11 protein-coding genes are annotated in these 13,150 nt (G+C 48.1%); 6 read left to right on the forward strand and 5 right to left on the reverse strand.

Going from position 1 to position 13,150, the window contains the following annotated elements; all coding sequences use genetic code 11:
* Window positions 1-255 precede the first annotated feature (255 nt).
* Genes DFR28_RS17070 through DFR28_RS17080 form a run of 3 tightly spaced genes read right to left on the reverse strand, consistent with a single transcriptional unit; the run spans window position 256 to window position 4,947 of the window.
* On the reverse strand, window positions 256-1,974 hold the full coding sequence (locus tag DFR28_RS17070; RefSeq protein WP_113955606.1) for a solute:sodium symporter family transporter: 1,719 nt from the start codon (window positions 1,972-1,974) through the stop codon (window positions 256-258).
* A gap of 50 nt (window positions 1,975-2,024) precedes the next feature.
* The gene (locus tag DFR28_RS17075; protein ID WP_113955607.1) at window positions 2,025-4,175 is read right to left on the reverse strand and encodes a glycoside hydrolase family 31 protein; all 2,151 of its coding nucleotides are present in this window, start codon (window positions 4,173-4,175) and stop codon (window positions 2,025-2,027) included.
* A 52-nt stretch (window positions 4,176-4,227) separates the two neighbouring features.
* Window positions 4,228-4,947 (reverse strand): GntR family transcriptional regulator, encoded by a 720-nt coding sequence (locus DFR28_RS17080; RefSeq protein ID WP_113955608.1) that lies wholly within the window; start codon window positions 4,945-4,947, stop codon window positions 4,228-4,230.
* A gap of 194 nt (window positions 4,948-5,141) precedes the next feature.
* Between DFR28_RS17080 and DFR28_RS17085 the strand changes: the two genes are divergently transcribed.
* The 3 genes from DFR28_RS17085 to DFR28_RS17095 all read left to right on the forward strand — a co-directional run bounded on the left by DFR28_RS17085 (window position 5,142) and on the right by DFR28_RS17095 (window position 8,178).
* Window positions 5,142-6,104, forward strand: coding sequence for an aldo/keto reductase (locus DFR28_RS17085; protein ID WP_113955609.1), 963 nt, complete (start codon window positions 5,142-5,144; stop codon window positions 6,102-6,104).
* Window positions 6,105-6,185: 81 nt separating this feature from the next.
* A complete protein-coding gene (locus DFR28_RS17090; protein WP_113955610.1) occupies window positions 6,186-7,163 on the forward strand; it encodes a TauD/TfdA family dioxygenase in 978 nt (325 codons plus the stop codon).
* Between the two features lie 31 nt (window positions 7,164-7,194).
* Complete coding sequence (locus tag DFR28_RS17095; protein WP_113955611.1) at window positions 7,195-8,178, forward strand: YeiH family protein; 984 nt, start codon at window positions 7,195-7,197, stop codon at window positions 8,176-8,178.
* A gap of 60 nt (window positions 8,179-8,238) precedes the next feature.
* Here DFR28_RS17095 and DFR28_RS17100 read toward each other — a convergent pair whose 3' ends face one another.
* Window positions 8,239-9,528 carry an RsmB/NOP family class I SAM-dependent RNA methyltransferase gene (locus DFR28_RS17100; protein WP_113955612.1) on the reverse strand — a complete coding sequence of 430 codons (1,290 nt, stop codon included), beginning with the start codon at window positions 9,526-9,528 and terminating at the stop codon, window positions 8,239-8,241.
* Window positions 9,529-9,653: 125 nt separating this feature from the next.
* Window positions 9,654-10,322, reverse strand: a complete 669-nt coding sequence (locus tag DFR28_RS17105; RefSeq protein ID WP_113955613.1) for an SDR family NAD(P)-dependent oxidoreductase — start codon at window positions 10,320-10,322, stop codon at window positions 9,654-9,656.
* 87 nt (window positions 10,323-10,409) lie between these two features.
* Here DFR28_RS17105 and DFR28_RS17110 point away from each other — a divergent pair, with 87 nt between their 5' ends.
* The 3 genes from DFR28_RS17110 (at window position 10,410) to DFR28_RS17120 (ending at window position 13,126) form a co-directional block, all read left to right on the forward strand.
* Window positions 10,410-11,045: a flavin reductase family protein gene (locus DFR28_RS17110; RefSeq protein WP_113955614.1), complete on the forward strand. Its 636-nt coding sequence runs from the start codon at window positions 10,410-10,412 to the stop codon at window positions 11,043-11,045.
* A 176-nt stretch (window positions 11,046-11,221) separates the two neighbouring features.
* Entirely contained in the window at window positions 11,222-11,689 is a 468-nt protein-coding gene (locus DFR28_RS17115; RefSeq protein WP_113955615.1) for an Hsp20 family protein, read from the forward strand.
* A gap of 318 nt (window positions 11,690-12,007) precedes the next feature.
* Window positions 12,008-13,126 carry a helix-turn-helix domain-containing protein gene (locus DFR28_RS17120; RefSeq protein ID WP_113955616.1) on the forward strand — a complete coding sequence of 373 codons (1,119 nt, stop codon included), beginning with the start codon at window positions 12,008-12,010 and terminating at the stop codon, window positions 13,124-13,126.
* The last annotated feature ends 24 nt before the right edge of the window (window positions 13,127-13,150 follow it).

Genomic DNA, 13,150 nt, shown 5'->3' on the forward strand with positions numbered 1-13,150 from the left:
CATCGAATATTCGTTAGATGCCGATTGAGCAATTTTTACTGCGAAAATAAATTGCTTATTTTCGAACAGCATTGCTTAACAGCAAGCTAAACGCCTTCGATGGTGCTTCTCTTCTTAGCGAACAACCAACCAGAGGATTGATTGTCCAATGTATCGAGCACAATCAGTCTACCGCAGTTCTATTAATTAATACAATAGATATCTTATACAAGAGTTAAGTAGGCAAAGACTGGTTTTTACGCTTGCTCGTAACGGTTAAGGGTTCACAGATATGGTTTTGTGGCGCATCACTGACCACCAACAAACCACCATATTAATACTAATTACCGCTATCAATAGCGGCCAAAACCAGTCACTCAAGCCCCCAACTAAGCCAACCGGCGAGAACAATAGGTACACCGCAACAATCGCCGCCACCATAGTGGAACTCGCTGCGGTAGCGTAGCGCCAAGGGCTCATATTAACCTTAGAGCGCGGCGTAAAAGACCAGTCGGTATCACGCGGTAGGTAGTAACCAATAGCTAACATCATGGCAACTTCTATAGCGAACAGCACGGCGTAGATATGAATAAAATTGAGCTCAATATCCAGCACAAACTTGAGCAGAGCGTAAGCTACCACATGAAAGCAGATTGCGACCTTGGCGGCTAAAGCGGGCACGCGCTTGGTAAACAAGCCAACTAAAACAATAGCAATTACGGGAATATTGTAAAAGCCGGTGAAAATTCGAATAATTTGCCACAAGCCCTCTGGGGCGAACTGCAATAACGGCGCAACTATGAATGAAAAGACCGCGATAACGACACTGGCAATTTTCGCCACTTTGATTAGCTGAGCATCGCTAACCGGCTCCTTTTTAAGCGGCTGGTAAACGTCTAAGCAGAACAGTGTTGCGGCACTGTTGAGCAATGAGTTAAACGAACTAAACACCGCACCGAGTAACACTGCAAGGAAAAAGCCCGACAAATACACCGGCAACACGTCTTTAACGAGCTGCGGGTAAGCTAAATCGATCGATAGTAAGCCAGCACCGCCATTCGAGCTGTATAAGTGGTAGGCAATCACACCTGGCAACATCATCATGAATGGCACTAATATTTTAAAATACCCGGATAACAACACGCCCTTCTGCCCTTCTGCCAAGCTTGCAGCACCAAGGGTTCGCTGAATTACGTATTGATTGGTTCCCCAGTAAAATAGGTTTGCCAAAATCATGCCGGTGAAAATTGTGCCAAATGGCACCGGGTCGTCAGCCGCGCCGATTGCATTTAATTTATGTGTATCGGTGGTCAACACCAATTCTAAGCCCTCGGTAAAACTCCCGCCACCAAGTGCGATCAAGCCCAAAGTTGGCACTAACAGCCCAATAATCAACAAACCAATACCGTTAATAGTGTCTGACACCACCACCGCCTTAAGGCCACCAAACACGGCGTATATCGCGCCAATAGAACCCACCACTAACACCGTAACAATGAGCGCTTGCGAATACGGCAGATTGAGTAGCGACGGCACGTCGAACAAACGTAACACGGCCACCGACCCCGAGTACAGAATCGACGGTATCGTCACAAGTCCATAACCGACCATAAACAACACTACGGTAAGCCGACGAACGCCATCATCAAAACGTTCCTGCAAAAAACCCGGCAAGGTAGTGAACGCGCCGGACAGGTAGCGAGGCAAAAACACCAAGGCCATAATAATGGTTGCAAACCCGGCAGTAACCTCCCAAGCCATGGCGCTCATATTAAAGCCATAAGCCGAGCCATTGAGACCAATTAATTGTTCAGCAGACAAGTTGGTAAGCAACATCGAACCCGCAATAAAGGTCCCAGTTAAACCACGACCAGCGAGAAAATAGCCATCTTTGTCGTCGACACTGCCTTTGGTTTTTTGATACGAAATCCAGCCCACCAATGCCATAAAAAACACACAGGAGAATAACGTGAAGATTAGATCATTGGATTGCATAAAGTTATTTCAGTTGGAGTTCGGTTAGCGCTCGTTTAACGTCGGGTTACTTAGTTTGGCCAGATTTGCTCGATCGCGTAATCGTCCGACTGATCACTTGGCATTGCATCGGTATAGTCAGCGACGGCACTTAGAGGAATACCGACACCGCGTCGAGCAAACACAGCCGTCTCATGTAGCGCCAAACTTAACTGGTGCACTTGTCCACCTTGCCAGACCTCTGGAGCGTCAGCCGACTCGGGGTCGAATCGAACCCACTCGCCGTGCGGCAAATAACATTCAACGCGACCATTCGGATCAAAACATGGAGCCACTAATAGGTCGTCACCAAACATGAACTGATTCTCAAAGGCCCAAGCCTGCTTTTCATTCGGGAAGGCCAACACCATGGCTCGCTGCACCGGCATACCACTGTGAGTTGCTTGTTGCATCGCATTGCGCAAATAGTGCTGCAAACGGTAGCGTAGTTTTAACACCGACATGACCGCATCGGCCGCTTCATCTGAATAGGACCACGGTTCGCGCGCGCCAATGCCATGCAGCCTAAAATGCGCTGAGAATATTCCCGCTTGGGCCCAGCGCACATACAACGCATCATTACGGGTATCTTTGTAAAAACCACCTACGTCGGTTGCATAAAATGGTGCGCCACTAAGCCCCCACGCCAGACCACCACGCAAGTTACCCATCATGCCTTCCCAATCAGCTTGAGGATCACCGCCCCACTGACTGTTAAAGCGCTGACAACCCGTCCAACTTGATCGACTGAATAAAAAGGCACCGGATTGACTGAATTTTTCGGCGGCCTCGAACACACAGCGATTATACAAATAGGCATAAACATTGTGCAGCGCCAGACCGTTTTCGCCATTTGAGGCGAGCATATGCTCATCTTCCAACTGCTCGCCGAAATCTGCCTTAATCATGTCCACACCAAGGTCAAATAGTGGCTTATGAGCGTCACGCCAAAACGCATAAGCGTCAGGGTGAGTAAAATCAACAATGCCAGAATTCGGTAACGGCGTGAGCACAGAACCGAACGCCTGTTGGTCCCAGCGGTACTCATACGCTTCACCGGTTCGAGAATCACGTAACAGCCAACCTTTTGCGGCAAACTCCTTGAACCAAGGATGGTCGACCGACACTAGCGGGTATTCCCAAACACAGATTTTAAAGTTCATCTGTTTGAGTTGATCAACAACTAACTTAGGGTCCGGATAGCGCGCAGCATCCCACTCAAAGGCAAAGCGTGTATTAGTGTCTTGCCAAGCCCGACCATCAAATGTAATCACATCACAAGGCATCCCCTGCTCGCGCACTTCGCGCGCCGCCGCCAATATCTCATCAGCATCCCGATAGTAAGCCTTAGATAGAATCACGCCACCGCTCCATCGTGGCGGCATGGGTGCGCGCCCCGTTAACTGCGTGTACGCACCGATTAACTCAGCGGGCTTATTAACGGCATCATCATCTGTTATTTCTCCACTCGCTAAAAGAACAAATATATCCAGACATTCATCCTCAACCAAACAACAGTAAGAGCGTTGTGACCACGGCGCAAACCCAACCGCGTGCGTCACCGCACTGGGCGTATGCGCGAACACTCCCCAGCCTTCGGGGCTCCATCCAAATGGAGTATTTTTATAGGATATCTCGGCATTCACGCCCAATGCGTCATGATTGAACGAACGAATCAATTGGCCACGCTTATTTAGAGATGACCATTTTTCACCGAAACCGTACATCGGCTCATTCGAATTTAACGCAAAGCTAATCAGCCAGCCCTCTGCCGTGCGCGCTAACGGAGGGACTCTATTGGTCCGCACAAAATGACCGTCGTCCGCCGTTTTAAGCAACAGCTCACCAGACGCATCAAACACGCTTAATGTTAAAGGATGATGCTGGATCACCACACTAAAATCGGTACTTGATAGCGTCGACAGCCCATCTTCGTTCAGCAATTTCAATGCCATTGGGTCAGGCTCATCGACTATCAAACCGTAATCAAGCGAGCGCTGCGACGTTGAGCACAACCGCAGACCTAAATTACTTAACTCCAGAAATAAATCGCCGGAATCTGACTCCAACACAGCCCGAGTCTCTGACACAAGCCGTGGCTCAGCAGTCAATGATATGGCATCAACCTCATTCCAGGCGGGCGTATTGGCAGAATCAAAGCGAAGAGACGGAAGCTGGGTCATGAGCATATGTGCAACGGTGTGTTGAACTAGTTAGGTGTTAAAGAAAACAGAATTACTTCAGTTTATTGGCGTAAACGAAGTCTTGGCTTTGACAATAAGCCTGACTCCACTCAACAATTCGACCATCAATATTAATACTGGCGCGTTCAGTCATTAATACTGGGGTATTGGGCTCTAAATTCAGGTGCTTTGCTACTTCCGCATCGGCCATTACAGCGTGCAACTCATCACGCACCTCAACGATACTGATACCGTATTTCTCTTGATATAGCGTATAAAGCGAGTTTGGCAACTCCGCCTCTTTGTCCAAATCTGGAAAAATTGTAAGCGGCTGCAACACCGTTTCAAAGATAGCCGGAATATTGTCGATTTTTCGCAAGCGAATCATTTCAACGACTTCAGTGGCTTTCTTTAACCCGAGCCCTTGAGATTCAACCTGTGTACTCATACGACGCTTGACCGACAATATAGATGTTTCAGGAATAGCATTGTTAGCGCCCGGCTGTCGGTATCTAAAAAATCGAAACAATGAACTTTCCTGAGTGTGCTCAGAGACAAAGGTACCTTTACCTTGACGTCGTCGCAGCAACTGCTCTGCAACCAGCTGGTTTATCGCTTTACGCACCGTGCCTTGACTCACGCCCAACTCATCAGCTAAAGCAAACTCGCTTGGCAAAGGCTCTGACGGTTTCCAGTAACCCTTTACTAGACGCTCCACTAAAACATCGTAGACCTGTTTATACAGTGGTTGAAAATTAGTAGATAAACTCATGATTCTTCCATCAATCTGCGTTGAAGTTAGGTTGGTCTCCAATTCTAGTCTGTTAAGCACGTGCGCGTCAGCTTTGAGGGTCAATATTAGCAAGATGCTATAGACCTATTTATTTATGTCTTATATAAGATATAATAATTCACATCGAATTAAAACAACAGTGATTCATCATCACTAACACACGCCGAGACCACATGACACATTTTGAGAACATACCCCCTATCGGATTTGGCCTATGGAAGATTGACCAAGCAGACTGTGCGGACAGCGTTTACGCCGCCATTAAAGCGGGTTATCGCCACTTAGATAGCGCCAGCGACTACGGCAATGAAGTGCAAGTCGGCGACGGTATACGCAAAGCTATAGCTGACGGATTGGTGAAACGAGAAGATTTGTGGGTTACCTCAAAGCTCTGGAACACTCACCACGCGCCAGAACATGTCGCGCTTGCTCTAGAGAAGTCACTCAAAGATCTGCAGCTTGATTATCTGGATCTGTACTTAATACACTTTCCGATCGCACAAACCTATGTACCCATCGAAGAGCGTTATCCCGCGGGTTGGATAGCGGATCCTGCCGCAGACAACCCTGCTATGCAGCTGGCTAAGGTGCCATTGATTGACACTTGGCGCGCGATGGAAGCTCTAGTCGAAACTGGCAAGACTCATCGGATTGGCGTTTGCAACTACAACACCGGCCTGCTTAACGATTTACTCAGCTACGCCAAAATTAAACCGGCGATGCTACAAATCGAGTCTCACCCTTATCTTACGCAAGAGCGACTAATCAGACTGTGCCAGATGAACGACATACCTGTAACAGCATTTTCGCCACTTGGCGCGCTGTCGTATCTCGAACTTGATATGGCTGATGCTGGCGAGTCGGTACTACAACAACAAGTTGTGCTGGATGCGGCCAAACGCACCGGTCGTACCCCAGCTCAGATTGTTTTGCGCTGGGGTATTCAACGCGGCACAGCGATCATTCCGAAGACATCCAAGCCAGAGCGCATGCTCGAAAATGCAGATATCTTTGATTTCGAGTTAAGCCAAAGCGAAATGGAAGCTATCAACGGCTTGAATCAAAATCGCCGATTTAACGACCCTGCTGTGTTTTGCGAAGCCGCATTTAACCGCTTTCATCCTATCTATGACTGAGTTGGCTGTAGCACCTTTACGACTAAGTTGGCAGTAGCACCAAACCACTAAAATATTAACCGTTACGCGAGGTATTCGACCATGACACTTCCCTTACAACAGCTTGCAGGTCAATTGACGTTTGAATCAGGCGCATTTCCGAGCGTGGTTAGCAATAGCGCTTCGCTTACCGACTTAGACTCAGTCTGCACTTGGGTCAAAGACAATCTAGCCGACATTGAGGAACAACTAGCTACCACCGGCGCTATTTTATTCCGTGGCTTTCCGGTGTCTGATGCTGAATCATTTGATACCTTTTCGGCGGCGTTCGGTTATCCAAGTTTTACCTACAAGGAATCGCTATCGAATGCGGTGCGCATCAACTTTACCGAGCGCGTTTTTACGGCCAACGAAGCGCCCAAAGACGTCGAAATATTCTTGCATCACGAAATGGCACAAACGCCAGTATCGCCAGACAAGTTATTTTTCTTTTGTAAATCTGCGGCTGAAAGTGGCGGAGCAACACCTATTTGTCGGTCCGACCAACTGTTCTTAGCATTGCAAGCCGAACTACCCGAACTTGCCCTGGAGTTCGAACAAAAGGGCTTAAAGTACACTACCCACATGCCGTCCGCCGACAACCACGAGTCCGGTCAAGGACGTAGTTGGCGCAGCACATTAAGTGCCGAGACAGTCGAAGAGGCCGAAACCAAGCTGAGTCATCTAGGGTATAGCTGGAAATGGGGCGATGACGGCAGTTTACGCGCGATTACGCCAGTACTACCGGCAGTACGGACCTTAAGTAATGGCACCAAAGTGTTCTACAACCAACTCATTGCCGCCTACCTTGGCTGGCATGGCGTTAAAGAAGATCCCTCAGTGGCCATCACCTTCGGCGATGGTAGCAAGCTGCCAGTCTCTGGGTTAGAGAAAATTGTCGAACTAGCTAAGCAGTTTACCTTCGATGTGCCATGGCAAGCCGGTGATGTTGCCCTGATTGACAACAAGATGACCATGCATGGCCGACGTCCGTTTAACGGCGAACAAAAACGTCAAGTATTAGTCGCTCTCGCGGCTTAACAAAAGACACGGCATTACGGAACGATATTCTATGAAAGACACGATTGACCGATTAGCACCAGGCGTTGGCGTGTCTGTAATTTGTGGTTTAGCGGCATTATTTTTGAGCGAGCATTACGCCACACCAGTGATGCTGTTGGCGCTGTTATTAGGCATTGCCGTGTCATTTTTATATGACGAAACACGTTGCCGAGCCGGCATTGATTTTGTCGCCTCGCACGTGCTCCGAATCGGCGTTGCGTTAATTGGCTTGCGCATCGCATGGTCCGACCTAACAAGTCTAGGATGGCAAACCCTAGCGGTGTTAGCGGTCGGGGTCTTGTCTACCATCACCTTTGGCTACGTGTTAGCACGCGCAACCGGCATGTCTCGCCACTTTGGGATCTTAACTGGAGGCGCCGTTGGCATTTGCGGCGCTTCGGCAGCCCTCGCTATTTCATCGGTCTTACCCCCTAGTCCGTCACGAGAACGAGACACCTTGCTAACGGTAATCGGTGTGACTTTATTATCGACCGTGGCAATGGTTGTTTACCCAATGATTGCCGGCGCGCTGGATTTGAGCACACAAGACACCAGTTTATTTCTAGGTGGCACAATCCATGACGTGGCTCAGGTGGTCGGCGCTGGATATTCAGTATCGAATGAAACAGGCGATCTAGCCACTTTAACAAAGTTAGTTCGAGTTAGCTTTTTAATTCCAGTAGTAATGATATTAGTAGTGGTTTTACATAGTCGACGCACGGAAACGCCTCACAATCGTCCGACTATTCTGCCCTGGTTTTTAATTGCCTTTGTCGGCCTTATGCTGCTCAATAGTCTTGTGACACTGCCCGAACCAGTCTTAACGCAAACCAGTAATGCTTCACGCTTTGCACTAGTTATCGCGATTGCCGCTATTGGCATGAAAAGCAACCTCCGACAATTGTTAGAAGTCGGCATGAAACCAATACTGATCCTAGTGGCCGAAACCACGTGGATCGCCCTTCTGTTTCTGATTTATATTTGCTGTTTCTAACGGTTATTCAATCGCGACCAACACATCATCGACTTGTATGTAGTTTTAATCCAGCGTGTCTCAAGACGCGCGTACTAAGCTCGCAACAAAAAAACCATCGGTACCGCTTAAACCAGGAAACGTGCGCATAGAATGGTCAGAAGCAACGAAACGTTCATGATTCCCCGGCAACAACTCTGACAAATCGAGCGTACTCGCGCTAAATTCACTATTGCGCGCTAAGAACGCGCTAATTTGCTCTTCGTTCTCCTCTTGCAACAACGAGCATGTAGCGTACAACAAACGTCCACCGGGTTTTACCAAGCGACATGCACTGTCCAAAATGGAGTGTTGTAGCGCGACTAAATTGGCAAGGCCTTCAGGCTGCAAATTCCACCGACTATCGGGGCTACGTCGCCAGGTTCCAGTACCTGAACAAGGCGCATCGATCAACACCGTGTCGGCTCGTCCCGAATGCTGCTTCACCCATTTATCATGCTCAGAGCTCAAGACATGCGTGCGAATATTGTGGATGTCAGCACGTTTTTTGCGCTTACCCAACTGCTCGAGTCGTTTTGAATGAACATCGCAGGCATATAAAGAGCCTTTGTTCTGCATCATGGCCGCCATGGCCAGTGTTTTACCACCGGCTCCAGCACAAAAATCCACAATTGTTTGACCTGGTGAGGCCGCCGACAGCAACGCCAGCAATTGCGAGCCCTCGTCTTGTACTTCAAACCAACCCCGACGAAACATGTCGGTGTTAAATAAGGCCACGCGAGTCGAAAAGCGGATTCCCCAGGGAGACAACGCCGTTAGCTCGGTAGCAAAACCAACCTTCTCAAGCTCGGCAACTAACTCTTCACGGGTGGCCTTTAAGGTGTTAACCCGAATATCGGTAGCAGCACGCTGATTCATCGCATGCATTTCGTCGACATAGCGCTCGCCCAACGCCGCCTGTAATTTTGGCTCAAGCCATTCAGGAACGTTCAATTGAATGTACGAAGGGGCGGTGTCTAACCTAGTCTCATCGAACTGTTCTAGCGAGCCCAATGATGACGCTGATAACGCAGCGGGACTAAACTGCTCACCATTGTAGAGTTCAGCAACGTTCTCGCCGGCGCACAGTAACAACGCAACCATCAGCCATCGATTATCGGTTGGCAAGGAGGCGCTTTGCAGCAGGAACGTCAGACTGCTTTGTTGCCGCAGCACCGAATAAAAATATTCCGAGATAGCCGCTTTATCTTTGGCACCAATGTAGCGCCGCTGCTTGAAATAAGCCGCCATAATGCGATCAGCTGGGTAACCTGACTCGGCGCGCTCGTCGAGCAATTCAATGGTGGCTTGGACACGTGCTGCGGGTCTCATAATCGTATCGTGGGTTGGTATCTAATAGCTGCGGGACTATAACAGACACCAACCCGGCAAGCAGCAAGCAAAACTTAAGAGTTAATACTGATTAACCCAATGTCAGTCTCGACTTAACACTACGCTTACCAAGGAATCGGGGTTCCGTCCCAATTTAGAAACGCCCCACTTTGATCGGCACGTAAAGATTGCGTCACGCTGATGATGCGTTTTGCAGACTGCTCTGGTGTGTAATATTTGTGATCCGCAACATTGGCTGCGAATGGTTTGGACAACGGCCCCCGCGTGGTGCCTGGATGAATTGCTGCCAAACAAGCATTTTTATTACTCCGACGAACTTCCACTGACGCCGTCTTAACTATTTGATTTAATGCGGCTTTTGAACTCCGATAACCATACCAACCGCCCAATCGATTATCGGATATGCTGCCAACCATCGCGCTCAAGAATACAAACCGCGATGGACTATCGTTTGCCAATAACGGCGAAAAATAGCGCAAACAGAGCGCAGGTAGGACGGTATTAACGCGGTAATATTCGGTTAACCTTTCTGCTGTCAGATCCGCCAGTTTCTTCTCCGGCGCCACGATGTCATTGTGCAAAGTGCCGATACAGCAAATAATGGTATCGAATCGTCCTAACGTTTTGAGCCGCCCGGCATATTCTTGCAACGACGCTTCCGAATAATCCGTTTGCGAGCGGGTCAGAGTGTGCAACTCCCCCGCTCCTTGAAGCTGCTGACATAGCGCCCGCCCAATCGTGCCATTGGCACCAATTATTAAATTTCGCGGCATGTTATTTCACACTCGATTCATTGCTCGGGAGACACACTCCACATTTTGTTAGACTCAACAGAGTTCCATACACGCGGTGAATCAATTGTGACCAACACAAAATCATATAACAGCTACTCAAGCGAAGATTTCGCAAATCTAGAAAAGCGCCATCGGGTGCATTTCATCAATTCACTTTCTGGCTATAAAAGTGCAAACTTAATTGGCACCGTTAACCATAACGGCGATACCAACTTAAGCATTGTCAGCTCGGTTGTGCACCTCGGCGCGGACCCGGCACTGGTCGCTTTTATCAACCGTCCACACGCGGTTGAACGCCATACCTTAGACAACATCCTAGCAACCAGTGCCTACACCATCAATCAGGTATCAGCGGACTTCTTTGAAGACGCTCATCATACATCGGCACGCTACCCGGCCGATGTATCAGAGTTTGACCAGACCGAACTAACGCCCTACTACACTCAATTCATTGCGCCATACGTCGAACAAAGCCGCATAAAAATGGGCGTTGAGTTGCGTGAGAAAATTGACTTGAAGATCAACGGAACGATCTTAGTTATTGGAGAAATAGTCGAAGTACTATGTGCCGAGAATCTACTACAAGCCGATGGCAAATTAGATCTGGTAGCCGCAGGCACGGTAGCGGTATCCGGACTTGATGAATATCACACAGCCGATTCACTAGGTCGCTTAGCCTACGCCAAGCCCAAAAAAACTTAAAATATTTATAAAAAATTGACTTGAAAAAAAATCAGTCAACCGCAGATTAACAAACGTTGATGGCTGAAAAGCATCAACTTAGCAAGTCAACCAGAGTGCTCACGTTGAGGCTCGGGAAGACAAACTTTAATTAATTTGTGGCTCACATTTGAGCATAAATACTTAGGAGAATATCCATGAATAGAATTGACCTTACCCCTTTATATCGCAGCAGTGTTGGATTTGACCGTTTTGGTTCTTTGCTTGATGCAGCATTCCAAACCGAGAAAACATCCGCTGGTTACCCTCCTTACAATATCGAAGTAATTGAGGAAAATAACTACGCAATAACCATCGCTGTAGCGGGTTTCAAGCAAGCTGAGCTAGAGATTCAAGTCGAAAACGGCGTCCTAACGGTACGAGGCAAAAAAGAGTCCGAAGAAAACCAGACGACTTTCCTCCATCAAGGTATCGCCTCTCGCTCATTCGAACGAAAGTTCAACCTGGCCGACCACGTAGAAGTGGTTGACGCAGACCTTTCGGACGGCTTACTACGGGTCCATCTGGTAAAAGAGATCCCAGAGGCCATGAAACCAAAGAAGATCGCGATCAACGAGGCGTCGCCTCGCGTCATCGCACACGACAAGCAAGAAAAAGCGGCATAACACCGCAAATTCAAGCAACTGGGTTAGATTATTAAATTAGTCACAAGCCCAGCCAAGCCAAAGCCAGTAACGAACGCCGTTACTGGCTTTGTTGGTTTTAGACCGATCAAACCATTAATGGTAAAACTCAACCATTCCGGCTCGCCAGTCGGTAGCAGCGACGGCCCCAACCATCCGCACTTCCAGCTAACTAACTTTACTTATGCACGCAGCAGAAACATACTGATGCCGCTGGCGATGTCAGTTATGCCAGCTAGACTCCTTAATACCAACTTCTAGACAGAACCGCTTATCCGCTAACGGCCACATCGAATAATTATGTCGAATTTACAACAATACATCTCGGTGATTGGCGGCCTGCAAGGTGGACTTCTATGCGTACTCCTGCTTACTGACAAGCGAGTCAACCAAGCAGGAAAGATACTCGGCACATTGTGCTTACTCTTAGCCATAGCGTTTTCGACGCCTTACCTTATTAACGAAGACGGCTTGACGGCGCTGTCATGGTTAGGCGGATTAGTGTTTTTTCTACCCGCTAGTTACGGTGCGCTAAGTTACCTTTACTGCCGCAGTTCGGTTTCGAATAAAGCCCTAAGCTGGTCTGACTCCGTCCATTTCATACCATTGCTGGCGTGTTACTTGTTAAGCGCCGATAAACTTTTTTCCGGCAGCAGTATGCTCGCATTCATTTCCACCACCAGCTGGAAGCTTTCAATCAGCGAGTACATTATCTTTACACAAGCCATTTTTTACACGGTTTTGACCCTCTTCATGATTGGTCGCTACCGACTGCAAGCACGTGAAACTCTGGCTAACTTTAATCCTGCGATTTTTAGGTGGCTATGGTGGTTAATGGGGTTCAACCTCGCTATTTGGATTTTGAAAGCAATCGCTAGCTTTACTAATTCTAACGCGACCTTTTTTGTACTTTCCGACCTATTAATTGTGCTGCTAATTTACCTAATCGCGTTTGCACAATGGCGCAACCCAACCTTATTTACGGTTGAACAATTGCCCGAGAGCTCATCTCCTGCGACAAATCAATCAGCACCTACAGCTTCGGACAACAACGGCGCACTCGATCCGGCCACCAGAGCAACACTCTTTGGATCAGTCAAACTCCAAGTCGAAGAAAAAAGATTGTATCGAGAGAACAATTTGACGCTACCGAAATTAGCCGATGCCACCGGTCTAAGCGTCCATCATTTATCTGAAGTCCTCAATCAGCACGAAGGAAAAAGTTTTTACCAGTTCATAAATTCATACCGAATTGCTGAAGTTTGCGAACGCTTAAAGGCTAATGACCAGCAGAAAATATTAGATATCGCCCTGCAAGCTGGTTTTGCGTCTAAAGGCACGTTTAACCCCATTTTTAAGCAGTTTATCGGCTCTACTCCCACTCAATACCGTAAGAATCTAGCGTTGGAACAAGTCTGAATTGATCCAAATTGACGTCTGATT

It is taken from the genome of Arenicella xantha (assembly GCF_003315245.1).
Classification (GTDB): Bacteria; Pseudomonadota; Gammaproteobacteria; order Arenicellales; family Arenicellaceae; genus Arenicella; species Arenicella xantha.

Bases quoted from the DNA above. Each gene is read 5' to 3' on its own strand.
- DFR28_RS17080 (WP_113955608.1), bottom strand. From the start codon at position 4,947: ATGAGTTTATCTACTAATTTTCAACCACTGTATAAACAGGTCTACGAT.
- DFR28_RS17100 (WP_113955612.1), bottom strand. From the start codon at position 9,528: ATGAGACCCGCAGCACGTGTCCAAGCCACCATTGAATTGCTCGACGAG.
- DFR28_RS17090 (WP_113955610.1), top strand. From the start codon at position 6,186: ATGACACTTCCCTTACAACAGCTTGCAGGTCAATTGACGTTTGAATCA.
- DFR28_RS17070 (WP_113955606.1), bottom strand. From the start codon at position 1,974: ATGCAATCCAATGATCTAATCTTCACGTTATTCTCCTGTGTGTTTTTT.
- DFR28_RS17105 (WP_113955613.1), bottom strand. From the start codon at position 10,322: ATGCCGCGAAATTTAATAATTGGTGCCAATGGCACGATTGGGCGGGCG.
- DFR28_RS17075 (WP_113955607.1), bottom strand. From the start codon at position 4,175: ATGACCCAGCTTCCGTCTCTTCGCTTTGATTCTGCCAATACGCCCGCC.
- DFR28_RS17115 (WP_113955615.1), top strand. From the start codon at position 11,222: ATGAATAGAATTGACCTTACCCCTTTATATCGCAGCAGTGTTGGATTT.
- DFR28_RS17120 (WP_113955616.1), top strand. From the start codon at position 12,008: ATGTCGAATTTACAACAATACATCTCGGTGATTGGCGGCCTGCAAGGT.
- DFR28_RS17095 (WP_113955611.1), top strand. From the start codon at position 7,195: ATGAAAGACACGATTGACCGATTAGCACCAGGCGTTGGCGTGTCTGTA.
- DFR28_RS17085 (WP_113955609.1), top strand. From the start codon at position 5,142: ATGACACATTTTGAGAACATACCCCCTATCGGATTTGGCCTATGGAAG.